This window comes from Pediococcus ethanolidurans (assembly GCF_001437405.1).
GTDB classification, from domain to species: Bacteria; Bacillota; Bacilli; order Lactobacillales; family Lactobacillaceae; genus Pediococcus; species Pediococcus ethanolidurans.
On the sequence record NZ_JQBY01000016.1, the window covers coordinates 1 to 26,131 of the forward strand.

Genomic DNA, 26,131 nt, shown 5'->3' on the forward strand with positions numbered 1-26,131 from the left:
CGCTCCCTGCGAGGGTAGGACGTTGCCATGCAACTTAAAGAGTTTCCTTAATCGGAAGCTTTTTTTTTACCCAAATTTAGGCCATTGTTGAAAAATTTCCGAATATGGTATACTTATTTGGGCCTTTTATGCCGCTTTAGCTCAGCTAGGTAGAGCACTTCCATGGTAAGGAAGGGGTCATCGGTCCGAATCCGATAAGTGGCTTTCATGAATAAGTACTAAATATTGAAAGTACCAAAACTATTTCAGTAACTGATATTAAACAACTTAGCCTATAAAAAAATCTAACTGCTGGCGTGCAGTTCACTTGGTTTGGAAGACGACATCTTAATCCAATTTTATTACCATGAACGCTTTTGTATTAGGCAACGAGTTGTATTTCTGTAGTTTCAATCTTTAGTTAATTATATAAACAACAAAGAAACGACTGAAAATATAATTTTTCGTCGTTTTTTTGCTTAAATCTTAAAATAGGTAAATTTTATGCTAATATTATAAAAAGAAGAATAGTATTATATTAATAAATAACGATAAGAGAGATCATTATGAAAAGTGTAGTTATAAAATCACATTTGCTACCACAATTAGTTTATCTTCTTTTGGATCTGATTTTAATGTCAGCTGGAGCCTTAATTACCTATTTTGATCATCATAATTACTTCATGGGATTATTTGTACTGGCGGTATTTGGCTGGGGAACAGTGATGATACTTTATAGAATAACGCAACCAATTCTTTTAGAATTCTCCACAAATGGAATCATAAATCGCATGCCTTTTTTGAAACGAAAACGGTTCTTAATCGAGTGGAACAATATTACGAATGTGTCAACAAGTCAACGCTACTTGCTTACGACACTCGTTATAACTTTAAAGTCGCCGGTTGATGGTAAGGATACATTCGCTTTTCCTTTAGTAGGAGCTTCAAGTAGAGCAATCGAAGAAGCTACGTTTATTATTGAACAAGGAATTACTTATATAAATACTTTTCAAGAAGAATTTGAAACGCATTCGCAGCAATTTGATTATATTAAGGCTGATATTGAATTTAAGCAAAAATTTACGCAAACTAACTCCAAGGTGATTTGGTATTTTTGGACATTTTTGGAGATTATTGCAGCTGTTTTAGCATGGCGTGTGCCTAGTTATATAATAACTAAACTGACTGTAACTGGTGATTTAAATGGCATGTTTGTCTATTTTGGATTAGCAACCCCGATACTACTGAGTTTATCAGAATTAAGTTATTGGATAATTTACAAACTTGGTTGGCATTCGACTGTAAGTGGACGGAAAATTTTTCTTCGACGCAATACTTTGCAAATCCCAATATTTGTTAAAACTGATGTTGCTTACCAGCAAAGACGTCAACAAATTACAAAGCGAGCACGCTGCTTATATACAATATTCATTGTTACTCGTATTATAATTACCACCGTTTTAGTAAGTATTTTTATGGTACTTATGGAAGCTAATTTAGAAAGCATTTTCGGAATCATTATCATTCTGGTTGGAATTTTTCTCGTTTTTTCATTTTGGGCCACTTACCAAGTTAACTTTATTAAGATTTTTCACCTTAAAATTATTCAAACTGAAAATAACCGTCCTCATTTTGATGACGTTTCTGAATGAGAATTACTTCCAAAATATTTAACAAATACTAAAGACAATATACTCGTCTTTTTTTGATTTTCGAAATTAATTGAAAAATTTTAAACATAGTTCAACAAGCATCGTTACTTCCATGTAGACGAAATTTCCGTAACTCCCTTTAAAAAAGTTCTCGATTTTTTTCTTGAGAAGTGTATAATCAATAAAAATGTGTAAAAATTCTAAGGAGGAGATTTTCTTATGGAAACCAAAGATCGATACGCGGTAGATATTGTACCGACAGAGCATCGACACATGTCTTATTGGGATATGTTTGCCACCTGGGTTGGAGCTAATGCTAATAATGGAACATGGTTTGTTGGTGGTATTATTGCTGCCTGTGGATTCTGGGGTGGCATCAAGGCACTAATTATTGCTTCAAGTATTTCGTACATATTTTTATCACTTGTTGGTTATATGGGTTACAAGACTGGTGCCACTACAATGGCAATTTCACGTGCTTCTTTTGGTATTCGTGGCAGTATTGTTCCTTCATTGGTTAATGTGACTCAATTTGTGGGATGGACAGCTGTCAATACATTTATAGCTGCGACATCAATGTCATATATTTTACATTCATTGTTAGGCTGGCCCGTTTATGGTCAACCTGGTGGCAATAAAGGGTTGATATTCGGTATTTTAGTAATGAGTATTCTCCATTTAATAAGTATTTCTTCCGGACAACGGTCGATTCAAATTATTGAACGAATAGGGATAATTCTTGTAATTATTTTCGTTCTTTGGGAATCGGTCGTTGTTTTTCGTGATGTATCTTTTTCTCAAATTGCGAATTGGAAAGTACCCAGTGCTCAAAAAATGCCTTTTGGTGCAGCAATTGATACTTTGGCCGCCTTTAATTTGGCCTGGGTAACTGCCGGTGCAGATTTCACCCGGTTTACCAATAAAAAACATATTGCAGTTACGGCACCGTTTATTGGTGCGGATATTGGTGTTTTCTGGTTTGCCTTTATTGGACTAGTTGCGACGATTAGTATTGCGATTACTTCTGGAGTATATGACGCAAACAATTCGGACCCTAGTACAATTGCGAATAGATTAGGCTTAGGATTAATCGCGATGATTGTGATTGTCTTGACTAGCATGACTGCAAACGCTGTAAACTTGCAGGCAGCAGGATCAGCAGTAAACAATATGTTTCCCAAAATAAGTTTGAAAAAATCGCTTTGGATTGTGACCATTTTAGCGACAATTGTAACGTTTGTTCCGGTTTTTGTGGGTAGTTTTCTAGATACATTCACGGCATTTCTAGACTATGTTGGGATGGTTCTTGGACCAATTATCAGTATCATGTGTGTTGACTACTATTTAATTCGGAAACGTAATTATCAACCTAAAGAACTTTCGCGAAAGGGTGGTCATTACTGGTATCAAGGTGGGATTCACTGGTTGGCGTTTGGTCTCTGGGTGTCAGGCGTTGTCGTGTATCTTTTATTGCAAAAAGTCAGTTGGATTGAAAATTATACCGGTGCTACGTTTATCGATATGATTTTGGTTGGATTAGTTTATTATGTTGTGATGAAATTGATTTTAAATAGGGAGGAAAAATAATGTTAATTAAAAATGTTTATATTGAAAATAATGATCAGAAACAAGATGTTCGGATTGAAGACGGTAAATTTACTGAAATTGGCAAACAATTAACCGCACATGAAAATGAAAAGTTGATTGAAGCCAACGGAAAGTTACTTTTGCCACCATTCATCGATTCGCACGTCCATTTAGATGCGACCTTAACAGCTGGTGATCCAGAATGGAATCAAACTGGTACCTTATTTGATGGCATTCGAATTTGGTCAGAACGTAAGAAAACTTTAACTAAAGAAGATGTTAAAACGCGAGCAAAGGCAACGATTGGAAAACAAGTTGAGAATGGTATTCAAGTTGTTCGAAGTCATGTTGATACAACGGATCCAACCATGACAGCATTGGAAGCTTTGTTAGAAGTTAAAGAGGAAATGAAAGATATTGTTGAAGTACAATTAGTTGCCTTTCCTCAAGAAGGGGTGTTGTCGTACCCACACGGAAAAGAATTACTGGAAACGGCTGTCAAAGAGGGCGCCGATGTAATTGGAGGAATTCCCCATTACGAATTTACGCGTGACTATGGGGTTCAATCGTTGCATTATATCGCAGAGTTAGCTCAGAAATATGATCGCTTAATTGATGTGCATTGTGACGAAATTGATGATCCAAATTCACGTAATTTGGAAGTATTAGCTACCTTGGCATATGAGACCGGTTTGGCCGACCGAGTTACGGCTAGTCACACGACGGCAATGGGATCATATAATAATGCTTATTGCTATAAACTTTTCCGACTTCTGAAACTGGCTAAAATCAATATGGTTTCTAACCCACTTGTTAATATTCATTTAGGCGGCCGCTTTGATACTTATCCTAAACGACGTGGGATTACCCGAGTCAAAGAACTGACAGAGGCTGGAATCAATGTTTCGTTTGGCGAAGACGATGTTAAGGATCCTTGGTACCCAATGGGAAACGGTAATATGATGGATCCAGTTCACATGGGCATTCATGCAGAACAGCTAATGGGATATCAAAGTATTCAGGATTCATATAACTTTGTGACCAATAACGCAGCCAAAACACTGCATATCACAGATCATTACGGTATTGAGGTTGGAAAACCTGCCAATTTTATTATTTTAAATAATAATAACTTTTACAACGCATTAAATGAACGTTCTGAGGTCTTATATTCAGTTCGTCAGGGAAAGGTTTTGGTAGAAACTAAACCTAAAGAAGTAAAATTAAACTTTTAAATGACTGCAGATTGAAAGTACAAAAACGCATCTCATTGTTTGATGCAAAAGCGTTCATGTTAACAAAATCAGATTAAATTACCGTCTTCCAGACCGGGTGAGCCGTAGGACGGCATTTAAATCTAATTTTGTTAACATGAACGCTTTTGTATTAGGTAATGAGATGTATTTTTGTGCTTTCAACCTTTAGTTAATATAGTTAGAACAGACAAAATCTCAACCGATGATCACTAATCGGTTGGGATTTTTTTAATGAGTATATTGCATGGTTATTTTGGGTTTATGTGAGAGAATAGAACCAATTAAATTATTGGGAGTATGATAATGACAACTTTATGGAACACATTTTTAGATCAGCGTACACAGTTGCTGCAAGCTTTGTGGGAACATTTACAGATTTCTTTAACAGCTTTGTTGATTGCAATTGTGATCGCAGTACCCCTAGCTATTTGGGCCACACATCATAAAAGTGTGGCCGAATTTTTGTTACAGGTAACTAGTGTTTTACAAACTATCCCCTCATTAGCATTATTGGGACTGTTGATTCCCTTAGTTGGTATTGGAAGTGTACCTGCAATTATCGCATTAGTTATCTATGCACTATTGCCAATCTTTCAAAATACATATGTGGGAATCGACGAAATTGATCCTTCTTTAGAAGAAGCCGCGGATGCTTTTGGAATGTCACGTCTAAGAAAATTATTTAAAGTGGAAATCCCAATTGCTTTACCCGTTATAATTTCTGGGATTCGAACGGCACTAGTTTTGATTGTGGGAACTGCAACACTGGCAGCTTTGATTGGCGCTGGTGGTTTAGGTAACTTTATCTTATTAGGTATTGATCAAAATGATACGTCGTTAATTGTGATTGGCGCTGTTACATCTGCGCTTTTGGCGATCATTTTAAGTGCCTTGATAAAATTCTTACAAACTGCGCGGTTGCGGACAGTAATTGCGACGGTCAGTGTAATTATTGTGGGCTTTGTAGGTGTAAGTGGTTATCAAGCCATCTCACAACCAAAAGAAAACATTGTTATTGCCGGAAAACTAGGATCAGAGCCAGATATTTTAATTCACATGTATAAAGATTTAATCGAACAAAACGATAAGAACGTCACCGTTACATTGAAACCGAACTTTGGAACTACTAGTTTTCTCTTTAATGCCTTGAAAAGTAAAAGTATTGATATTTATCCAGAATTCTCTGGAACTGTTTTAGAGAGTTTGGTTAAAAAATCAGGTGATACAACCGATTTAAGTGCCCATGAAACATACGTTAAGGCACGGGATGATCTTAAAAATCAGTTTGATATGGCTTATTTGAAACCGATGGCTTATCAAAACACCTTTGCAATTGTTGTAAAAAAATCATTCGCCAAAAAGTACGATTTGAAATCTATCGGTGATTTAGCAGCAATTAAAAATCAGATCAAAGCCGGTATGACCCTTGAATTTATTAATCGAACTGATGGACTCAAGGGAATCAATAAAAAATACGGACTTAATATTAAAGCACGCTCGATGCAGGCCAGTTTACGTTACGAAGCGCTTAATAGGGGCAACATCAACGTTGGGGATGCATATTCAACCGATAGTCAATTGAAACAACTTAATTTGGTCATGTTAAAAGACACCAAACATGTTTTCCCACCTTATCAAGGTGCACCGGTTATGTCCGAAAAACTAGCTGCTAGTCATCCTAAAATTGTACAAGCTTTAAACAAATTAGCGGGAAAGATTTCGGACGAAGATATGCAAGAAATGAATTATGAGGTTAACGTCAAAAAAGTGTCGGCAGCAAAGGTTGCACGACAATATTTGACTGCTCATGGATTGTTGAGGGATGCCAAATGATAACTAATAAACAACCAATTATTGAATTTAAAAATGTACGTAAAGAATTTGGCGAAAATCTGGCAATTCAGGATTTAAGTTTAGCAATTCAACCTGGTGAACTATTTGTTTTGGTTGGAACTTCTGGTAGTGGTAAAACAACCACTTTAAAAATGATTAATCAGTTAATTACACAAACTGACGGCGATATTTTATTCAATGGGAAAAAACTGAAGGAATTTGATAAGCAAAGTTTGCGTCTAGATATTGGGTATGTTCTACAACAAATTGCTCTATTTCCAACCATGACGGTTGCACAAAATATTAGTGTGATTCCTGACATGAAAAAAATGCCTAAGAAACAAACCGCTCAAATTGTTGACGATTTATTGACACAGGTGGGAATTGATCCAGACACTTATCGAGATCGAATGCCAAGTGAACTTTCCGGTGGTGAACAACAACGAATTGGTATTGTGCGTGCATTAGCAGCAAAACCACCAATTGTTTTATTTGATGAACCCTTTAGTGCTTTGGATCCAATTGTTAGAACGCAGTTGCAGGATTTAGTCTTGAACTTACACCATACCATGCACAATACCATTGTTTTTGTCACTCATGATATGGATGAGGCGCTCAAATTAGGTGATCGCATCGGTGTGATGAGTCATGGCAAACTTCTGCAAGTCGATACGCCAGATGAAATTGCACAACATCCAGTTAACGAGTTTGTGGAAAACTTCTTTGCAGGAACGGTAGCCAAGAATATTTTTGAAACGCCAATAAGCAAATTGGTAAAAACGGGGTATGTTTATGAGAAACCCCAAACGAATGATATAGGTTCACAGGTTGAAATTAATGATTCACTGGAAACTGCTTTTCAGCTCTTAAGTAAAACTAGTGAAATAGGTGTAAAAGGTAAGAATGAAATTGAAGGTTATTTAAATCGTCAACAGGTTATACGTTATCTTAGTGAAGTTAAGCGTTAAAATGAGGACGTAAATAAAAAAAACGGAGGGGTTAACCATGGATAAATTTGATGTTGTCGTTATTGGTGCAGGGCCTGGTGGTTCGGCGTTAGCGTACGCCCTAAAGGCTCAAAACAAAAAAGTGGCAATTGTAGAGGAAAATCTTTGGGGTGGCACCTGTCCCAATCGTGGGTGTGATCCTAAAAAAGTTATTTTGGCAGCAGTTGATGCGCGTCGGCGTGCACAAAACTTGGTGGGTAAAGGCCTACAAAGTGCACCCGTAATCGATTGGCCAGCCTTAATTGGTTTTGAAAAAACTTTTACTGATCCAGTATCTGACGGGACCAAAAAGGGACTGCAAACTGCTGGGATTACCGTGATTGATGGCTCGGTGAAATTTGTGGATAAGCATACTATTTTAGCAGATCAGACCAAAGTAGTTGCCGATAAGTTTGTCATTGCCACGGGTGCACGACCGAAGCTACTTGATGTTGATGGTAAAAGATATTTTGAAACTAGTACGGATTTTCTAAAAATGACCGCAATGCCTCATTCAATAACCTTTGTTGGGGGAGGTTATATTGCTTTTGAGTTTGCCGCAATGGCATCTGCAGCCGGTGCAGATGTTCATATTGTTCATCACAATGATCGTCCATTAAAAGCATTTGCAAAAGCTGACGTGGATCGTTTGATTGCACAACTTGAAGACAATGGCGTTCATTTTCATTTTGGGGTCGACATTAGCCGAATTGAAAATAATGCCGATGGCTATGAATTAGTGAGTGCACAAGGCTTTAGTTTACAAACGGATAAAGTTTTCTGCACGGCAGGTAGAATACCTAATGATGATACTTTAGCTTTAGATAAAGTGGGAGTGGAATTCTCTAACCGGGGTATTAAGGTGAACGATCATTTGCAAACGGCTTCGGAAAACATCTTTGCTTTGGGGGATGTTCTGGACAAATCGCAACCTAAACTGACACCAGTGTCGGGATTTGAAGCCCAGTATCTAGCAGAATTATTTGCTGGACAAACTCAAGCAATTCAGTACCCAGCGATTCCAACGGTTGTTTATGGAACACCGCGATTGGCGATGGTTGGTCTTAGTGTTGAAAAGGCAGAAGCCCAAAAAGATAACTACACTATTCAAAATCTCGATTTAACGGGATGGTTTACTTATCACCGCTTGAATGAACCGTTGGCACATGCTACAGTAATAACATCTAAAAAAACAGGTGCAGTTGTTGGAGCAAGCCTTATGAGTGGAGAAGCCGATGAGTTGATTAATTATTTTGCAATGGCAATTAATCGTCAATTAACTCCAGAAAATTTGAAACGAACAATTTTTGCGTATCCAACAACCGCAAGTGATTTAACCTATTTAATGTAAACTTGTGGAGGTAACTATATGGAATTCATTGGAACACTTGCTTTGATACTTTTTTTAACGTTGTTTGTTGGTCACTATAGTCAACGAATGGGTGTTCCAGGAGTTATTGGACAACTCTTAGTGGGGGTTGTCTTAGGTCCCGCTATTTTAAATTGGATTCATTTAAATAGTTTAGTTCAAGTTTTCTCTGATTTAGGTGTCATTATCTTGATGTTTATTGCCGGATTAGAGAGTAATATTGCACTGTTAAAAAAATATTTGCGTCCAGCTCTGATTGTTGCGGTAATTGGGGTGATTTTTCCCGTAGTTATCATGGGCGCCTCTGGATTACTATTTCATTTTAGCCGTTTGGAGTGCTTTTTCTTAGGGGTGGTTTTTTCTGCCACTTCGGTAAGTATTTCGGTAGAAGTGTTGAAAGAATTCCATGCACTTGATACTAAAGAAGGAGCAACTATTCTAGGAGCCGCTGTAGCAGATGATATTATTGGCGTTATTTTGTTGAGTATTTTAGTTAGCATGATGGGTGAATCAAGCGGTAATCAGAATTTATTAATTGTGATTTTAAAACAAATTCTGTACTTTGCCGGTGTCTACTTGCTGATTAAGTGGATTGCCCCATATTTGATGCGAACTGCAGACCATTTATTCATGACTGCGAGTCGGACCATTATGTCGATGATCATCTGTTTAGCGATGGCATGGTTAGCGGAACTAGTTGGGCTAAGTGGTGCTGTTGGCGCCTTTTTTGCCGGTATTGCAGTTGCAATGACACCAGCTCATGAAGAAATTGGTGAAAGTGTGGAACCAATTGGGTACGCAATTTTTATTCCAATGTTTTTCGTGAGCGTGGGCTTAAATATGAATTTTTCCCATTTATGGCAATCTTTAGGTTTTGTTGTTTTGATGACGGTTCTAGGAATCGGGACTAAATTAATTGGCTGTGGATTGGGTGGCAAACTGTCGGGATTTGATTTAACGAGTAATTATGTGATTGGTGCGGGAATGATTTCGCGTGGTGAAATGGGTCTGATTACTGCACAAATCGGTTTTTCAGCTAAATTAATGGATCCAACGCATTATTCAGATGTTATTTTGGTAATTATTTTGGTAACCATTATTGCGCCCTTCATTTTAAAACATGCAATTACGCGTCAACGAAATTTAGCCACGGAATAGTTTATTTGAATTGGCAAATAAATGTGATAGATTTTAGTTTATGATGTATTCAGAACTCGAAAAATGTCGTATAATTAACTTAAGAAATTCTTAAAATAAGGAAGTTTGGAGGTTATTATATATGAAGAATAGTGATGATCACACGTTTGAACATAATCAAGACTCAAAATTAAGTTTAAAAACGTATAAGAGTCATAAGCAGTGGTTGTATGCTGGCCTTGTTTTAGTGGGTGTCAATGCAGCGGTTGCTTTTAATGAAACCACACCGGTATTCGCGGATACCAGTAGTAATGCAACGCAAGTTAGTAATAAACAAACTAAATCAAGTAGTTATGCTTATTCAAACTCATACGCAACAAGCTCAAGCACATTGAGTAGTAGTGCTAGTCAAGCTAGTTCAAGTGCTACTTCTAGTGTTGCAAGCTCTTCGGCAGTAAGTAGCAGTACTTCAACAAGTTCTAGCAGTGCATCAAGTAGCAGTTCGAGTTCGGTTGCAAGCTCTAGCTCAGAGAAAAGTGCAGCTACGAGTACAGTGACTACAAGCTCTGCAGTTGCTTCAAGTAGTGTAAGTAGTTCGGTTGCAAGTTCTTGGACGCCTAGCGTTAGTTCAAGTGTTAGTTCGGCTGCTGCGGTGAGCTCTGAGGATGTAACTTCAAATGCTTCAAGTGTTGCCGTACTAAGCAGTGTGGCTAGCAGCGTTTCAACGTCTAGTTCGGAAGTAGCTAGTGTGGCTTCGTCGGCAGTTAGTTCTGCTGATGAGGGTTCTTCTGCTGATATAAAAACCGACCAAACAAGTAGTGAGGCTAGTTCTGTTACAAAGGCAAGCTCTGAAAGTGTCAGTTCGGCAGCAGCTGATTCGACCGTTTCAAGTGAATCAACAACTTCAGCGGCTAGCTCAGCCACAACTACGACACAGACCAGCAATACGAATACCAATGAAAATAGTGTTGTGACGACATCTATTTCCAAAGTTGTTCAACAGGTTAGTGAAGCAACTGCCGCTTTACAACAGGCAACCACAGTTCATCAACGAGTCGATCGGTCAATTTATTTTGAAAATCTATCTCAGTTTGTTAGCACAAGAACGGCAACCACGACTGAAGTTACTGATTTAAATGACAAGTATCAGCAGGCGGCAATTCCGGTTACGCAGTTCCAAGAAACCTCACGAGCAATTAGTAATGCTCAAAGTGAAGCTACGCAAACAACGGAACGTGCTTCAGCTAATAGTGACAAAGATGATAATTCTTCTTCAGAAATGACTGTTCAAACAGCTGACTTTGCTGCGACTGCTCAAGGTACTCTTGAAGGTAGTACTTACGTGATGCACGGTAATAAACAAAATTAATAGTAATAAAATAAAAAACGATAAGTTCGATCTGTCAAAACAGATTGCAAACTTATCGTTTTTTTATGTTATTTAATTTTAACAAGATGTTCTTGATCATTGACGACACCGTGAATGAGTGGAGAAACGGCCCCAATACTCGTTAAAGTCAAGTTATGCATTGCTCGTGAAGCCATTGTATATAAAATTCCTAGTGAACTTTCATCAGGATAATTATTTTGAGAGATATCATAAGCAATAACGGAGTCAAATTCTAATCCTTTGGCTAAATAAATTGGCATAATCAAAACACCTTTAGGAAGCGCTAAATCAGCATCTGAAAGTAAAGTTGCTTTAGTTGTACGATGAATATTTTCGGAAACCTGCTGACTTTCTGCCATATTCCGCGTCAAAATGGCCACTGTGCCATAGGTTTGTAATTCTTTCAGACAATTTTTGACAAGGGCCTGGTTAATCGTTGAAACACTGTCACGGATGATGATACTGGGTAAATCGCCATCACGATTAAATGCCTGAATTTGATCACCATCAGGCAAAAGCTTTTTTGCAAAACTAGTGATTGGATAGGTTGATCGATAGCTTCTATTTAAAGTAATTAAGTTAGCCTTTTTGACATGAAAAGCGTTCTTTAAATGAGTTAATAAGGTTTGTGGAGACTCAACATCTTTGAAAAGTGCCTGTTCACTGTCACCGAGTAGGGTGAACTTGGCATTTGGAAAGGCATGTTTAAAATAAACCATTTGGGCAAGTGAATAGTCCTGCATTTCGTCAATGAAGATGTGCTGAATTTGCCGATTGCGACCACTACCAGTTAAAAGGTCACGCATTAACAGCAGTGGTGCGCCATCCATCAAACGTAATTGATGATATTCAATTGATTGTTGAAAGGTAAATTGATTTTTTTGCCAGGTTGCTGTTGAAATTGTGTTTGGAATTTTAACTTGTTTAAGAAATTGAGCGTATTGGGAGTAAATATCCACAAAGTAATTATTGAACAAAGCGTCGTAAATGACACGAAAATGTTTGGCAGCTAACTTGCGACCTAAATAATGAATTTCATCATCGTAGCTTTCAAATGCACGTAGTTTTTTCTTACCAATTAAGTTGTTATATTCTTCATTGCTTAAATGATCAATTGTTTCATGAATCCAGTCAGCATCAGCCTCCTGATCAATACGGTTTTTTAATTGTTTAATCAATGTATTCTTGGTTTTTAAAAACCGGTCAGCTGGGTTCATTGAAGAAGGGAGATCTGTATAAATTTTTTGAATGTCCGCAGCTTTAAAAAATGGTTTTTCTTCAAACATCACATTAGTGAACTGTATTTTGTCAGGAGTTAACTCAAGTACATAGTTTTGAATAAGTTGCATAAACTCAGAACTTTCAAAAAAGTTTGTTAAGGATTGAATATCAGGTTTGGTCTGCGAGTTACGTTCATAGCGATCAAAGAGGGTTTCAACATTAAGTCCCTGGAAACGTTGTGAAAGAAAATCAGCGAGCGTGATTTGTCGCATATTGCGTTCGCCAAGACTTGGCAAAACATCTGAAATATAGCGACTGTAAAGCCGATTTGGCGAGAACAACACAATTTCATCGGCGTTTAATGACTGACGACTATGATAAAGTAAAAAGGCGATGCGTTGCAAGATGGCAGAGGTTTTTCCACTGCCAGCGACACCCTGAACGACAAGTAAATCGCTGGTTGTGTCACGAATGATGTCATTTTGTTCTTTTTGGATAGTTGCCACAATGTTAGCCATATAAGTATCATTCTGTTGACCAAGCACTTCTTGCAAAATTTCGTCGCCAACGGTTTCGTTTGTGTCAAACACGTTGGTGATTTTGCCGGATTGAATGGAAAATTGCCGTTTTTTAACTAAATCGGTTGTCATTTTTCCCGCAGGAGTCTGGTAGGAGACATTTCCGAGTGTTCCGTTGTAATAAATACTGGAGATGGGTGCACGCCAATCATAGATGAGAAAATTCTCGTGTTCATCTGCGAAGGATGCTGTTCCAATGTATAGCGGCTCCGCGGTGGTTTCACCAGGGTCTTGAATGTCAATTCGTCCAAAATAGGGAGAATTTTGAAGTTCCTTGTAGGTGGCCACTTGGCGTTTGAGAATGGTTTCATTTTCGACGGCACGAGCGACGAGGCCTTTTTGTTGTTGAACTTCGGCGTTGGTTTCGATACGGTCATCAGCTTCAAAAGTGTTGATTTTAGCATTTTGAGAATAATTGCTTTCAACGGAGCGAGTTTCAAAATGAGCTTGATTGTATAGTTGTTGGGTGTGATCGGCTTGGGTTTGGATTTTGCGAATGACGTGATCGACACGGTTTTGTTCGGATTTAATTTCATTTGAATCAACGGTGCTCAATTGCATGACTCCCTTAGTGTAAAAGCATTTTAATGTTCTGATATTCTAGGCTGTTTGAAGGAAAAAGTCAAGAATAGTGAACGAAGCAAATCGGTAGGTTTTGAACTATAAGCAGGATTTGTGGAGTTGTGGCTCAGCGGAAAAAAGAAGTGAACGAAACAACTTGCTAGATTTAAAAAAGAGAAAGTGAAATGAAGGTAAATGCATACGGCCAAGTTACTTCAACAATCAACGCAGTGTTTAACTAATTATCACTTGCTCCTCAAACTAAAGATAGGTACAATGGGGATATTAAGTTCAATGAAGAAATAAAGTAGTTTTTCATAAACAGAGAGAAATCACTTGCTGAAAGATTTCGGAAAAACGAATTGGGTTTTGGAGGACGATGAAACGGGGCACCGATAACTGCAATGAGTGGCAGACTATTCTGCAAATTAGGTGGCACCACGGTGAATTCGTCCTATTACTAGTTATTACTAGTGATGGGATTTTTTATTTACTCAAAACTAAACAAAAGGGAGTTTTAATGATGACAAAAAAACACGTAATTTTAACGGGTGATCGACCAACCGGAAAGCTGCACATTGGCCATTATGTCGGGTCATTGAAGAATCGGGTTGAATTACAAAATACGGGTAATTATGATAGTTTTATTATGATTGCAGATATGCAGGCTTTGACAGATAATGCACGTGATCCAGAAAAGATTCGTCACAGTCTCATTCAGGTAGCTTTAGATTATTTAGCGGTTGGTATTGATCCAGAAAAATCCACTATTTTAGTTCAATCACAAATTCCGGCGTTGAGTGAGTTAACGGAAACATATATGAATTTAGTGACGGTTTCACGTTTGGAAAGAAATCCAACGGTAAAAACCGAAATTAAACAAAAGAAGTTTGGTGAAAGTGTACCGGCCGGATTCTTTATTTATCCGGTTAGTCAAGCAGCTGATATTACAGCATTCAAAGCAGATACGGTACCTGTTGGCGATGACCAAGAACCTATGTTGGAACAAACTCGCGAAATTGTGCGAACATTCAATAATGTTTATGGTAAACAAATCTTGGTTGAACCAGAAGGTTATTTTCCACCTAAGGGTCTGGGAAGAATCCCTGGATTGGATGGGAATGCTAAGATGAGCAAATCACTAAATAACGCAATTTATTTGGCAGATGATGAAGATACCATTCAAAAGAAAGTAATGTCGATGTACACGGATCCAAAACACATCAAGGTTTCCGATCCCGGTCATGTTGAAGGAAATACCGTATTTACTTATTTGGATATCTTTGATGAGGACAAGGCTAAAGTTGCCGACTTGAAGGCGCAGTATCAAGCAGGCGGTTTAGGTGATGTTAAAATTAAACGTTATTTGAATGAAGTTTTGCAAAACACATTGAAACCAATTCGTGAGCGAAGGGAACAGTATGCTCAGGATATTCCTGGTGTGTATGATATTTTGAAACGTGGTAGCGAAAAGGCCAACAAAGTGGCTAATCAAACTTTGGATGAAGTACGAGATGCCATGGGAATTAACTACTTTAAATAGTAACTAAATAAGAAGAGAGACGCAAATTGCAAGAACAAGTTAGCCACCCCGCAGGCGAAGTTGCGGGGCATGTCAGAATATCTATTGAAGATTGGAATAAATGATTAAGCAATGCGAGTTTTGCGAGCGCGCGCTGCTTCAATCTGAAAAGCTTTTTCAGGTGGTTGGTACTTTAAGATACGTCGTGGTAGTTGGTTGAGACGTGCTTCAACCAGGGCAACAGTCTTAGGACTAATTGTATCTAATGAATATCCTTTAGGTAAATAACGTCTAATCATGCGGTTATGAGTTTCATTGGTTCCTCGTTCAGAAGAACTATACGGATGAGCATAATAGATATCAGCAATGCCAGTTAAAGCTTCTTCCAAGGTTGTGAACTCCGTTCCATTGTCAGCGGTAACAGATTTGATCAGATCACCAAATTCAGCACAAATCCCTTTAATGGCATAGGCTACGGAGTCAGCATCTTTGCCTTCAATCAAACGAATAAAGTCAAAACGAGTTTTACGTTCAGTGAAGGTCAATAGGACACTTTCATGGCCACTACGTTTACCAACCACGGTATCAATTTCAAAGTGGCCAAATTCATTGCGCTTGTCGACACGCTTAGGTCGTTCTTCAATACTTTTACCAATCAAACGTCGATGTTTATGCGACCAGTGATGTTTCGTACGCCGTTTGGTTTTCTCAAGCAAATCAAGATTGCGGATTTCTAATAATTTCGCATCAATATAGTTATAGAGGGTCTTAGTGCAGACCATCTCTGTACGCTTAAATAAATGATGTTTGTGGGCGAAGCCAACTGCTGCATCAGGTGACCAATGATCTTGATGGAAATGATCATCAAAGTAGGCCAAAAAATTAGTAATGTGTTTGAATCTTTGATGGTCGATGACAGTGCTGACGATTCATTTCATAACGAATTTGAGCTGTATCAGGAGCATAGATATTGAAGTACTGTTCTTTACCATTAATCTTCTTTACCTGTTGAACACAGCCACGTTTGAGTTCGTTATTGATAGTTTGATGGCAAACACCAAGTTCCGTCGCAATTTGACGAGCAGATTTGCCTGCAGCAAGCAATCCCGCAATTTTTCCACGTTCAATTGGTGTTAAATGATGACCCTTTGAGTGAGATATGGTAAGCTGTTCTTGCGCCAAGACGAAAACCTCTTTCATTGTTTAGTGTAGGAACTTCAATGATACCTGATTTTTTCGTCTTGGTGTCTTTTTATTTGACCATTTTTACAAGGTGGCTAACTTGATTATAAAATCTGCGATAAGAAGAGAGAAGTATAAGCTGTTGTGAAAACAGGACAGTTTTCATAACAACTATGACCTATACTTGCTCTCTTTTTTTATGATTGCGCTTAACATTTACGAAGTCCCGTTTGTTCCGTATACATTTGTCGCATACCTACGTAAAAACATGGTAAAATATAAACAATAAATTATCGTGATGATCGAGGTGTAAAAATGGAAAACTTAGTAATTGTGGATTTAGGTTCCAATTCGGTTAGAATGGCAATTAATGAAATTCACGAGGATGGAAGTTTTCATGAGGTTCGTCGAATCAAAGAAGACTCTCGCATCTCTGAAGGAATGGGCAGTAGTCACATTTTGCAGCAAATTGCGATGGACCGTACAGTAGCAGCCTTAAAACGATTTAAGCAGATTTATGAAAGTTATCCTAATCGAACCGTACGGGGGATTACCACGGCAGCCGTTCGTGTGGCGCGTAATCAAGCTGAATTTTTAAAACGTGTTCAGGATGAAATTGGCATTCAGTTAGATGTTTTGTCTGGCAATGATGAAGCTTACTATGATTATTTAGGCGTTATGAACTCGCTAGAAGTCAGCGATTGTTTAATTCTGGACACTGGTGGTGCCAGTTGCGAACTAATTCACGTAAAGAATGGTAAACCCCGTAATTTAATTAGTGTACCATTTGGTGCTGTAAGTCTGTCTGAACGGTTCCATTTAAATAATGTGGTTCGTGCAGATCGTCTCTTTGCAGCGCAAAATTTTGTAAACAAACAGTTTCGAGATATTTGGTGGATCATGGACGCGGTACAGTTGCCCATTATTTTGCTGGGTGGGGCTAACCGCACATTGGCTCGCATGAACCGACAACATCAAGGAATGCTCCGTGTGGATAATATTCATGGTTATCGTTTGAAAACAGAAGTTGTAAATAAAACTTTTCGAGCATTATTGTCACGAAATTTAGTTAATCGAAAAAAGATGCCAGGATTAGAAACGCAGCGTGCCGACATCATTATTGGTGGTATTTTACCATTGGTTATGCTGCTTCAAATGTTAGATGCGGATCGCGTAATTTTTTCAGAAAGTGGTGTTCGTGAGGGCATTATTTCTGAGTATGTTCAGCACAGATAAAGCAAATAAAAATCAAAAAGCGGGAAAGCACATTTAAAAAATGAGTTTCACCGCATTTTTTTGATTTTAGGAGAAATAATTCATGAACTTAACACCTTTTTATAAACAAAATTATGAACAACGGCTGGCAATGTTGAAAGAAAAACTGGGTTTAACTGATGTCGATGAAGCTTTGATTACTGGAAAAACGGCGACACTTGGTAATCAAACTATCGAGAATTATTTGATGGATTTTTCAATACCAGAAGGCGTTGCCGTTAATTTCAAAATTAATGGTAAAGAAAAAGTAGTCCCAATGGCAACAGAGGAACCTTCCGTGATCGCAGCTGCCAGCAATGGCGCTAAAATAATAGCAGCGGGGGGAGGGATCCAAGCTTCAACTACCGAACGGTTGATGATGGGACAAGTTTTAATGGCAAATGTTCAGAAACCAGTTCAATTGACGCAGCGCTTGTTGCAGTACAAACCAGAAATTTTACAAACGGCAAATGATGCTCATCCTTCAATTGTAAAACGTGGTGGTGGCGCAAAAAAAATCCGTGTGAGAAAATTAGCACATCAATTTATTTCGTTAGATATTTTTATTGATACAAAAGAGGCCATGGGCGCTAATATGATTAATGCCATGTTGGAGGCTGTCGCAAAGCTTTTAAAGGTCAAGTTGGGGCAAACCAGTTTGATGGCTATTTTAAGTAATTTAGCTGATGAATGTTTAGCAACGGCAACCTGCCGAATTCCAGTGAAGGTTTTGACCACAAAGCAACTGAATGGTAAGGAAGTAGCACAGCGCATAGTTCTCGCTAGTGAGGCAGCTCAGGTAGATCCTTATCGGGCGGCAACGCACAACAAAGGAATCATGAATGGCATAGATGTGGTAGTAATGGCTTCTGGAAACGATTGGCGTGCAATCGAAAGTAGTGTTCATGCATATGCTGCTCGAGATGGTCACTATCGGGGATTAAGTTGTTGGCAAATTGAAAATGATTTTTTGATAGGAAACTTAACACTACCTTTACCGGTGGGGTTTGTTGGTGGATCAATTAAACTCAATCAAAAAGCGCAACTCAATCATCGAATTTTGCAGGTAAGTACAGCAAAAGAATTAGAAGAAGTTTTGGTAAGCGTTGGACTAGCGCAGAATTTGGCGGCCTTAAAAGCCTTAGTTTCAGAGGGAATTCAGCGTGGTCATATGCATTTGCAAGCAAAATCACTATTGTTAAGTGTAGGTGCAACAACAGCGGAGTTAGCAGATGCACAAGCAAAATTAGAAAGTGCACCTGTAATAGACCAACAAACAGCACGGCAGATTTTAAAAGAGTTGCGAGGAGAAAATAATGAGTGACATTAAACTTAATAGTGAAGTAAAAGAGTTATTAGATGAAGTTAATGAGAAAATTTCTGGGGAAGTGACATTTGATTATGGCACAGAGAAATCTGGGTATGTCCGGTATGATCAATCCTATCAAAGTTGGCAAAACGGCGACTTAATCATTCATGTTAAAGATATTACAGCACCGAATTATACGGTTTCACATGAATTACGACATGCATTATTGGATGCAACTGGCTATCCGATGATTTCTTTTAATTTAACAAGTGGGCACCAGGACTTTGACGAGCAATTAATGATTGTGACGACCACTTTATACGATACAGTTACTCATTTGAATATTTATAATTGGCAAAAAAGCCATGGCCTATTGACTAATGAAGTTCAGACTGAATATTTAAAAGGAGTTCAACAGACCATCAAACCTGAAGAAAAAGGCAAAATGGATGGCATGATGCATTTACGATTACTCACACTTTTGGATGCGTTAGTCTTCTATGGTAATGATTTTGATAAAGTTGCTGATCAATTTCAGCTTGACTATCCAATCTCTTTGCAAGGCGCACAAAAGGTGTATCAAGAATTGATTCAAAAGCCAGTTGATTCACCGTTTGCACTTCGAAGGACGGTAGTTAAGGCGTTTGAAGCTTTTGATGCGCAACTTGAAAGATGGAATTTACCAACAGTAGGTGGCAAAGAATTTGTGACGTTAGGTAGTGTCTTTAGTAACCGTCAGTTACGCTTAGAAGTGCGTCAACTTTTTCAAATTTCACATTCAGAAATTCAAGATAAAGCAACTAAGCAAAGAGCTTATATCGGAATTGGGGTAACGGATCAACAAAACGCATTTGTTTTACCAACACCACCACAAAATAAATCGGAAGTATTTTTTAAACACATGTATGGTATGTCGATCAAAGATTTATTTGAGCAGTTGAACTTACCATATTCAGTTCGATAACGAGAAATCAAATAGTTTACCTAAACTTCCATTTAGCCTAAACTAAAGATAGGATCCAGATGGCGATAAGCGAGATTTTTGATTAAAGGAGATTTGAGCCATGACACGTCAAAACGTTTTTCAGCAACTTGTTAAATTGAAAAATCGAATGCGCGACTTGACGCGTTTTCAAGTTGTCATAGATTTAATCATGATTTATGCATTTTTGAGAACGGTGTTAAGTGGGACCACGGTTAATTTGTTTGGAACGGTTCTAACCCAAAATAGTGCGATGGTTGTTACTTTCTTGATTGCGATTATTGACCTGTGTTTTACACAAATTCGGAAAAATTATCGTAACGCTGGGCGTAATTTGATTGGCCATTTAGGTGGGCAGTTATCGGAAGATGAAATCTTAGTTATCAGACAGTTTGAAAGATATTAAATAAAAAAAGCAATTTCAAGTTTGTTCAATTCACGGAACAAATTGAGGTTGCTTTTTAACTTATTTGGAGACAAATGTTGGCGACTTTTTGCTGCACCGGTGATAAGAGGTGATTGGTTCGATAAGCCAAACTCATATAAAACTCGGGTTGGGGATCATCTAATAATTCTAATGTAACAACGTTAGGATTATTGATCGCCGATTCGGCCAGAAAACCAAGCCCCACGTTTTTTTCGACCATTCCCTGAATAACTTGTGGGTCATTACTTTTATAAATAATTTGTGGACGAAAATGGTTAGCATGACTGAGTTGTTTTAGAGCTTCGGCATGTACGAAGCTGCTACCAAACGTGATAAAGTCTCTATTTTTAAGATCACGGAACCAAACCTTACCTTGATGTGCCAATTCACTTTTTTTGCTGACAATGATATGAAATTTGGTTTTGGCAAAGTTTTGGCTGAACAAGCGTGCTGCATCAAAGGGTTCAACTGATCCCACCAAAGCCATATCTAGAGTTCCATTTAAAAGTAGCTTTAGTAACTCGGCGGAACCATGTTCAACAGGCACAATTTGAGTTAATAAGTTTTGTTTGGATAACTCAGCCGCAATCTTTGGAAAGTATGATTGGCTGATGACTGGTGGTAAACCTAAAATTATTTTTCCAGTGTTAATATTCCGAATTTCATTTTGAGCCACATTTACTTGATCAAGAATAATATCTGTATGTTCGGCAAGTTGTTGGCCACTCATTGTAGTGGTTAGCTTATGCTGACTGGCGTCACGAACAAACAATTGTGTTTGAAATTCGGTTTCCAAACGCTTTATGGCGGTACTAATTGTCGGTTGGCTAACGTTAAATGCCGTTGCTACACGAGAAAAATTGCGTTCTTTTACCATTGCTTGAAAGTATTCAAAGTCTTTAATATTCATAAACTGCCTCTGATTGTTTCTTAAGTTTTTGAATAAATTGAAATAGCTAACTACGAGTGATTGAAACTTTAAAATCATCATAGTTAGCTTTTTAATTCAGAGTTAAATAGCAACACTAAATTTTTAATAACCAAAAAGAATAATCAAACTAGTCTTGATTATTGATTCTTTTCAGGCATTACCCATGCAGCCACCAAATATAAGATAATGCATGGGATAAAACCGGGAATTGAAATAGCTGCATAAATCACGCGTAATAGTGTTTTATCAACACCTAGATATTCTGCAAAGCCACCAATCACGCCAGCAATCATTTTATCTGAAGATTTTGTAAGTTTTTTTGTCATGTTGAACCCTCCCCTTTTGACAAAGACTTTTACCACTTTTATTATAACTTTTTGGACTATTAAATTCTATTCAAAAGTACTAAAAAATTATAAAGACGATAAACCGCGTACCTTTGCCGTTTTAACTAACAACTATTAATATTCTTAATACTTTCTTACAGATTTGACTATAGTTTTCCTAAGCATGTAGACTAGCTTGCGTTGATACAAAAAGTAAGTAATTGGAGGTTATTAATATGACAAAGAGTCCAGTAGAAATTTTAAACAATCCTTTTTTAAATAAAGGAACAGCATTTACCGAAAAAGAACGTCAATCACTTGGTTTGGTTGGGTTACTACCACCTTATGTACAAACATTAGATGAGCAGGCTACCCAAACGTATGCCCAGTTTCAGAGTAAAACAAGTGATTTAGAAAAGAGAATTTTCTTGATGGAAATTTTCAATGAAAATCGCGTTTTATTTTATAAGTTATTCAGTCAGCATGTCGTTGAGTTTATGCCAATCGTTTATGATCCAACGATTGCAGACACTATCGAAAACTATAGTGAATTATTTATTCAATCACAAAATGCAGTTTTCTTGTCAATTGACGATCCAGATAGCATGAAAGCTTCATTAAAGAATGCAGCTGACGGCCGTGACATTCGTTTAATTGTGGTTACTGATGCGGAAGGAATCTTGGGCATTGGTGATTGGGGAACAAACGGTGTTGATATTTCCGTTGGTAAGTTGATGGTTTACACAGCTGCAGCTGGAATTGATCCAAGTCAAGTGATGCCAGTTGTACTTGATGTAGGAACTAACAACCAAGATCTATTGAAGAATCCAATGTATCTTGGCAATCGTCACGAACGCGTTACAGGTGACCGTTATTATGAATTTGTTGATCAATTTGTAAAAACTGCTGAAGATTTGTTCCCTAAGTTATACCTTCACTTTGAAGACTTTGGCCGTGGTAACGCAGCTAATATTTTAAATAAGTATAAGGATCAAATCACCACGTTCAATGATGATATTCAGGGAACTGGAATTATTGTTTTGGCAGGGATTCTTGGTGCTTTAAATGTTTCTAAACAAAAAATGACCGATCAAGTTTATCTATCATTTGGTGCTGGAACTGCTGGTGCAGGAATTACAAAACGAATTTACGATGAATTTTTGCAACAAGGTTTATCAGAGGCAGAAGCTAAAAAACATTTCTATTTAGTTGATAAGCAAGGCTTGTTATTTGATGATGATGAAACATTGACACCAGAGCAAAAACCATTTGCGCGTTCCCGCTCGGAATTTGCGAACGCTGACGAGTTAACAACCTTAGAAGCTGCTGTTAAAGCTGTTCACCCAACTATTTTGGTAGGAACTTCAACACAACCTGGAACCTTTACAGAAGCCATCGTGAAAGAAATGGCTGCTCATACAGAGCGTCCAATTATTTTCCCATTATCAAATCCAACTAAACTTGCAGAAGCAAAAGCAGAAGATTTGATCAAATGGAGTGATGGAAAGGCGCTTGTAGCTACTGGTATTCCAGCTGCTGATGTGGAATATAAGGGTGTTAGTTACCAGATTGGCCAAGCCAACAATGCGTTAGTATATCCTGGTTTAGGTTTAGGTGTGATTGCTTCAACTGCTAAAGTTTTAAATGATGAGATGATTTCAAAGGCTGCCCATTCCTTAGGTGGAATTGTTGATGGTAGTAAACCAGGAGCTGCAGTTTTACCTCCTGTTTCTAAACTTGACCAATTCTCATACACGGTTGCTAAGGCCGTAGCGCAAAGTGCGGTTGATCAAAAACTAAATAAAGAATCCATTTCAGATGTTGATAAGACAATTACCGACATGAAATGGGAACCAAAATATTAAACAGTTTGAATAATCATTTTTAAGTTAATTGAAGGTATAACGTATAAATTGTTTTATAATTGGCAACCTAAAGTAGTTTAGCAAATAGGGGGCTATATCTTGTCAGATTATCGAATAGAAGAGGATACCTTGGGGCCTGTTAAAGTCCCAGTAGATGCACTGTGGGGAGCTCAAACACAGAGAAGCCTACAGAATTTCTCTACTGGTGAAAAAATGCCTCTGGTACTGATTAAAGTGCTACTTCAACTGAAAAAAGCAGCAGCCGTTGCCAATAAGGATGCAGGAGAAATTTCTTCAGAAAAAGCGACTTTAATTGTTACGGCAATAAATCAGTTACTTAGTCTGGATGATGATCAGTTGCGAAAAAATTTTCCGTTGGTTGTTTATCAAACTGGTTCGGGTACGCAGACTAATATGAATGTAAATGAAGTTGTGGCAAACATGGCTAAGAGACTGAATTCAAAAGTTGAAATTTTGCCTAACGATGATGTTAATCATGGTCAAAGCTCAAATGATATTTTTCCAACAGCAATGAATATTACTGCGGCGTTTTCAATTGAAAAATTGGAGAATGCAGTGCAGCATTTAATTGATAAATTAGCTGCTAAACAAAAAGAATTTTGGCGAGTTGTCAAAATTGGTCGAACACATTTACAGGATGCCACACCAATAACTTTTGGCCAGGAAATTAGTGGTTGGAAGAGTATGTTGGAGCACGATTTGAGTTACTTAAAAGAGCTAAGTGGTACGTTAAATGAGTTAGCAATCGGTGGTACAGCAGTTGGTACGGGACTGAATGCAGCACCTCATTTTGCAGAACAGGTTGCGCAAAAAATGAGTGCCGTTTATGGAATCGACTTCACGGCTGATACCAATAAGTTTTATGGATTGGCTGCGCATTCCAGCTTGAATGTTGTTCATGGAGCTATGAAGACCTTAGCAAGCGATTTAATAAAGATTGCTAATGATGTGCGTTTCTTAGCGAGTGGGCCTCGAGCAGGCTATGGCGAAATAAGGATTCCGGCTAATGAACCAGGTTCATCAATTATGCCGGGTAAAGTGAATCCCACCCAGGCAGAGGCCATTACAATGGCAGCCGTTCGCGTAATTGGAAATGACGTTGTGATTTCGTTAGCAGCTAGTCAAGGAAATTTTGAAATGAATGTCTATAAGCCAGTGATTATCAGTACTTTTCTTGAATCTGCAACCCTATTGACTGGAACAATGACTAATTTTACTGATTTAATGATTGCTGGATTGACGGTTAATCCGGATCGAATGAAAGAATTGGTTGATCGTTCTTTGATGATGGTAACGGCTTTATCTCCGCATATTGGTTACCATGCTAGTGCCAAAATTGCCCAACAGGCTCAAAAAGATGGTAGTACATTACGTCAGACCGCAATCCAGTCGGGAGAAGTCACGGCTAAACAGTATGATGCGTGGGTTGATCCGGTAAAAATGACAGGAATTAATAAGCAACAAAAATAAATTTTAAACTCAAATAAAAAAATAAAATTAGATTTCCTAAGTGAAAGAAGGTTTATCATGGCTTTTATAACTTCCGTTGAAAGCATTGTAACAATTTTACTAATGATGGCCCTAGGTTATTTACTTCGCCGAATTGGCTGGTTTGATGATAACTTTAGTGGTAGTATTTCAAAATTAATTATGAATGTGGCATTACCAGCGTCAATTTTTGTGTCGGTAATGAAGTATTTAACTCTACACAAATTGATTAGCCTCTCAAGCGGATTAATTTATTCGTTTGGCAGCGTCATTATTGGGTATATTATTGCTTGGCTAGCTGTTAAGGTTTTGCGTGTACGTCCGGGACGTCGTGGAATTTTCATGAATACAGTTGTGAATGCAAACACAATTTTTATTGGTTTGCCATTGAATATTGCTTTGTTTGGTTCGATTAGTTTGCCATATTTCTTAGTTTATTATGTGACTAATACGGTTTCGACTTGGGCATTTGGTGTATTCTTGATCTCAAATGATGATCCAACGAAGAAAAAGGGTGAAAAAGGTTCTGGTAATTTTAACTGGAAGAAACTTTTGCCACCACCATTGTTAGGATTCTTGGTTGCGTTGGTTTGGTTGGTTTTGAGTTTGCCGGTGCCTGATTGGGCAAATAACACGTTGTCTTATGTCGGTAATTTGGTTACACCGCTATCATTGATTTATATTGGAATTGTGTTGGCGGATGCTGGATTGAAGAGTATTAAGTTTGATAGGGATACGATTTTTGCGTTGTTGGGTCGTTTTGTGTTGTCACCGATTGTGATCACGATGTTGATTATGTGGGGTGCAAGTATGGGGCATGCAATTCCAACGATGGAAATGCAGACGTTGATAGTGCAGGCGGCGGCTCCAGGTTTGGCGGTAATGCCAATTTTGGCGAATGAATCGCATGGAGATGTGGAGTACGCGACAAACTTGGTGACGACGAGTACGATTCTCTTTATTGTGGTGGTACCGATTGTGATGAGTTTGATTCAGTTTGTATAAAAAAGCAGAGTGTTCAAGAGAGCGAATAGCTTCTGAGCATAGCTTAAGAGCCCCAATGATTCGGTTTAGGAATCGTTGGGGTTCTGTAGCTAAGCGGAGGAAGCTGCTCTCTTGAACACGTTTCGGCTATAAAAATAGAACACTTTACCATCTAAAAATAAAAAAGCATTCAAAAATAGTCGGCCCTGACACTTGTAACGTCGGAGCAGACTATTTTTTGAACCCTAAAGTTGTGATAGACTAGGCTTAAAATATCAACAAATTGAGGCG

General features: G+C 38.0%; 19 protein-coding genes, 1 tRNA gene, 1 pseudogene and 1 other annotated feature. Of the genes and pseudogenes, 17 read left to right on the forward strand and 4 right to left on the reverse strand.

The genetic code is table 11. From position 1 onward, the window contains the following. The first annotated feature begins 130 nt into the window (after nt 1-130). From IV87_RS07425 to IV87_RS07465, 9 genes are all read left to right on the forward strand, one after another. Nucleotides 131-204: transfer RNA gene (locus tag IV87_RS07425), tRNA-Thr, on the forward strand. 341 nt (nt 205-545) lie between these two features. Next, nucleotides 546-1,631, forward strand: a complete 1,086-nt coding sequence (locus IV87_RS07430) for a hypothetical protein (RefSeq protein ID WP_057806962.1) — start codon at nt 546-548, stop codon at nt 1,629-1,631. A gap of 219 nt (nt 1,632-1,850) precedes the next feature. Then, a complete protein-coding gene (locus IV87_RS07435; protein WP_057806965.1) occupies nt 1,851-3,218 on the forward strand; it encodes a cytosine permease in 1,368 nt (455 codons plus the stop codon). After that, a complete protein-coding gene (gene codA, locus IV87_RS07440) occupies nt 3,218-4,453 on the forward strand; it encodes a cytosine deaminase (RefSeq protein ID WP_057806967.1) in 1,236 nt (411 codons plus the stop codon). The genes IV87_RS07435 and codA overlap by 1 nt, the downstream gene beginning before the upstream one ends. A 324-nt stretch (nt 4,454-4,777) precedes the next feature. Further along, nucleotides 4,778-6,307, forward strand: a complete 1,530-nt coding sequence (locus tag IV87_RS07445) for an ABC transporter permease/substrate-binding protein (protein WP_057806969.1) — start codon at nt 4,778-4,780, stop codon at nt 6,305-6,307. Continuing rightward, on the forward strand, nt 6,304-7,275 hold the full coding sequence (locus IV87_RS07450) for an ABC transporter ATP-binding protein (protein ID WP_057806971.1): 972 nt from the start codon (nt 6,304-6,306) through the stop codon (nt 7,273-7,275). Before IV87_RS07445 ends, IV87_RS07450 begins: the two co-directional genes overlap by 4 nt. 37 nt (nt 7,276-7,312) lie before the next feature. Next, the gene (locus IV87_RS07455) at nt 7,313-8,644 is read left to right on the forward strand and encodes a dihydrolipoyl dehydrogenase family protein (protein WP_057806973.1); all 1,332 of its coding nucleotides are present in this window, start codon (nt 7,313-7,315) and stop codon (nt 8,642-8,644) included. Nucleotides 8,645-8,662: 18 nt separating this feature from the next. Next, on the forward strand, nt 8,663-9,820 hold the full coding sequence (locus IV87_RS07460) for a cation:proton antiporter (RefSeq protein ID WP_057806975.1): 1,158 nt from the start codon (nt 8,663-8,665) through the stop codon (nt 9,818-9,820). Nucleotides 9,821-9,941: 121 nt separating this feature from the next. Then, nucleotides 9,942-11,168: a hypothetical protein gene (locus tag IV87_RS07465; RefSeq protein WP_057806977.1), complete on the forward strand. Its 1,227-nt coding sequence runs from the start codon at nt 9,942-9,944 to the stop codon at nt 11,166-11,168. A 68-nt stretch (nt 11,169-11,236) separates the two neighbouring features. On the opposite strand, the gene helD is transcribed toward IV87_RS07465, so the two are convergent. Further along, a complete protein-coding gene (gene helD / locus IV87_RS07470; protein WP_177159945.1) occupies nt 11,237-13,543 on the reverse strand; it encodes an RNA polymerase recycling motor HelD in 2,307 nt (768 codons plus the stop codon). 291 nt (nt 13,544-13,834) lie between these two features. Then, nucleotides 13,835-14,009: a binding site (T-box leader), on the forward strand. A 63-nt stretch (nt 14,010-14,072) separates the two neighbouring features. Between helD and trpS the strand changes: the two genes are divergently transcribed. Next, entirely contained in the window at nt 14,073-15,092 is a 1,020-nt protein-coding gene (gene trpS / locus IV87_RS07475) for a tryptophan--tRNA ligase (protein WP_057807042.1), read from the forward strand. Between the two features lie 104 nt (nt 15,093-15,196). On the opposite strand, the pseudogene IV87_RS07480 reads toward trpS, so the two are convergent. Next, nucleotides 15,197-16,271, reverse strand: a pseudogene (locus tag IV87_RS07480) (IS30 family transposase). 297 nt (nt 16,272-16,568) lie between these two features. On the opposite strand from IV87_RS07480, the gene IV87_RS07485 reads away from it, so the two are divergent. The 4 genes from IV87_RS07485 to IV87_RS07500 all read left to right on the forward strand — a co-directional run bounded on the left by IV87_RS07485 (nt 16,569) and on the right by IV87_RS07500 (nt 20,204). Continuing rightward, on the forward strand, nt 16,569-17,489 hold the full coding sequence (locus IV87_RS07485) for a Ppx/GppA family phosphatase (RefSeq protein ID WP_057806980.1): 921 nt from the start codon (nt 16,569-16,571) through the stop codon (nt 17,487-17,489). A gap of 82 nt (nt 17,490-17,571) precedes the next feature. Then, on the forward strand, nt 17,572-18,831 hold the full coding sequence (locus tag IV87_RS07490) for a hydroxymethylglutaryl-CoA reductase, degradative (RefSeq protein WP_057806981.1): 1,260 nt from the start codon (nt 17,572-17,574) through the stop codon (nt 18,829-18,831). Further along, on the forward strand, nt 18,824-19,780 hold the full coding sequence (locus tag IV87_RS07495; RefSeq protein WP_057806983.1) for a hypothetical protein: 957 nt from the start codon (nt 18,824-18,826) through the stop codon (nt 19,778-19,780). Before IV87_RS07490 ends, IV87_RS07495 begins: the two co-directional genes overlap by 8 nt. 100 nt (nt 19,781-19,880) lie before the next feature. Next, nucleotides 19,881-20,204: a hypothetical protein gene (locus IV87_RS07500; RefSeq protein ID WP_057806985.1), complete on the forward strand. Its 324-nt coding sequence runs from the start codon at nt 19,881-19,883 to the stop codon at nt 20,202-20,204. A 55-nt stretch (nt 20,205-20,259) separates the two neighbouring features. On the opposite strand, the gene IV87_RS07505 is transcribed toward IV87_RS07500, so the two are convergent. Together IV87_RS07505 and IV87_RS07510 are read right to left on the reverse strand one after the other, a co-directional pair. Beyond that, on the reverse strand, nt 20,260-21,135 hold the full coding sequence (locus tag IV87_RS07505; protein ID WP_057806987.1) for a LysR family transcriptional regulator: 876 nt from the start codon (nt 21,133-21,135) through the stop codon (nt 20,260-20,262). Between the two features lie 158 nt (nt 21,136-21,293). Further along, on the reverse strand, nt 21,294-21,482 hold the full coding sequence (locus tag IV87_RS07510) for a PspC domain-containing protein (RefSeq protein ID WP_057806989.1): 189 nt from the start codon (nt 21,480-21,482) through the stop codon (nt 21,294-21,296). 236 nt (nt 21,483-21,718) lie between these two features. Between IV87_RS07510 and IV87_RS07515 the strand changes: the two genes are divergently transcribed. From IV87_RS07515 to IV87_RS07525, 3 genes are all read left to right on the forward strand, one after another. Beyond that, a complete protein-coding gene (locus tag IV87_RS07515) occupies nt 21,719-23,347 on the forward strand; it encodes a malolactic enzyme (RefSeq protein WP_057806991.1) in 1,629 nt (542 codons plus the stop codon). Nucleotides 23,348-23,446: 99 nt separating this feature from the next. Beyond that, on the forward strand, nt 23,447-24,838 hold the full coding sequence (locus IV87_RS07520) for a class II fumarate hydratase (RefSeq protein ID WP_057806993.1): 1,392 nt from the start codon (nt 23,447-23,449) through the stop codon (nt 24,836-24,838). Nucleotides 24,839-24,895: 57 nt separating this feature from the next. Further along, nucleotides 24,896-25,861 (forward strand): AEC family transporter, encoded by a 966-nt coding sequence (locus IV87_RS07525; protein WP_057806995.1) that lies wholly within the window; start codon nt 24,896-24,898, stop codon nt 25,859-25,861. The last annotated feature ends 270 nt before the right edge of the window (nt 25,862-26,131 follow it).

Coding starts and splice junctions, on each gene's coding strand:
- IV87_RS07430 (WP_057806962.1), top strand. CDS start 546: ATGAAAAGTGTAGTTATAAAATCACATTTGCTACCACAATTAGTTTAT.
- IV87_RS07435 (WP_057806965.1), top strand. CDS start 1,851: ATGGAAACCAAAGATCGATACGCGGTAGATATTGTACCGACAGAGCAT.
- codA (WP_057806967.1), top strand. CDS start 3,218: ATGTTAATTAAAAATGTTTATATTGAAAATAATGATCAGAAACAAGAT.
- IV87_RS07445 (WP_057806969.1), top strand. CDS start 4,778: ATGACAACTTTATGGAACACATTTTTAGATCAGCGTACACAGTTGCTG.
- IV87_RS07450 (WP_057806971.1), top strand. CDS start 6,304: ATGATAACTAATAAACAACCAATTATTGAATTTAAAAATGTACGTAAA.
- IV87_RS07455 (WP_057806973.1), top strand. CDS start 7,313: ATGGATAAATTTGATGTTGTCGTTATTGGTGCAGGGCCTGGTGGTTCG.
- IV87_RS07460 (WP_057806975.1), top strand. CDS start 8,663: ATGGAATTCATTGGAACACTTGCTTTGATACTTTTTTTAACGTTGTTT.
- IV87_RS07465 (WP_057806977.1), top strand. CDS start 9,942: ATGAAGAATAGTGATGATCACACGTTTGAACATAATCAAGACTCAAAA.
- trpS (WP_057807042.1), top strand. CDS start 14,073: ATGACAAAAAAACACGTAATTTTAACGGGTGATCGACCAACCGGAAAG.
- IV87_RS07485 (WP_057806980.1), top strand. CDS start 16,569: ATGGAAAACTTAGTAATTGTGGATTTAGGTTCCAATTCGGTTAGAATG.
- IV87_RS07490 (WP_057806981.1), top strand. CDS start 17,572: ATGAACTTAACACCTTTTTATAAACAAAATTATGAACAACGGCTGGCA.
- IV87_RS07495 (WP_057806983.1), top strand. CDS start 18,824: ATGAGTGACATTAAACTTAATAGTGAAGTAAAAGAGTTATTAGATGAA.
- IV87_RS07500 (WP_057806985.1), top strand. CDS start 19,881: ATGACACGTCAAAACGTTTTTCAGCAACTTGTTAAATTGAAAAATCGA.
- IV87_RS07505 (WP_057806987.1), bottom strand. CDS start 21,135: ATGAATATTAAAGACTTTGAATACTTTCAAGCAATGGTAAAAGAACGC.
- IV87_RS07510 (WP_057806989.1), bottom strand. CDS start 21,482: ATGACAAAAAAACTTACAAAATCTTCAGATAAAATGATTGCTGGCGTG.
- IV87_RS07515 (WP_057806991.1), top strand. CDS start 21,719: ATGACAAAGAGTCCAGTAGAAATTTTAAACAATCCTTTTTTAAATAAA.
- IV87_RS07525 (WP_057806995.1), top strand. CDS start 24,896: ATGGCTTTTATAACTTCCGTTGAAAGCATTGTAACAATTTTACTAATG.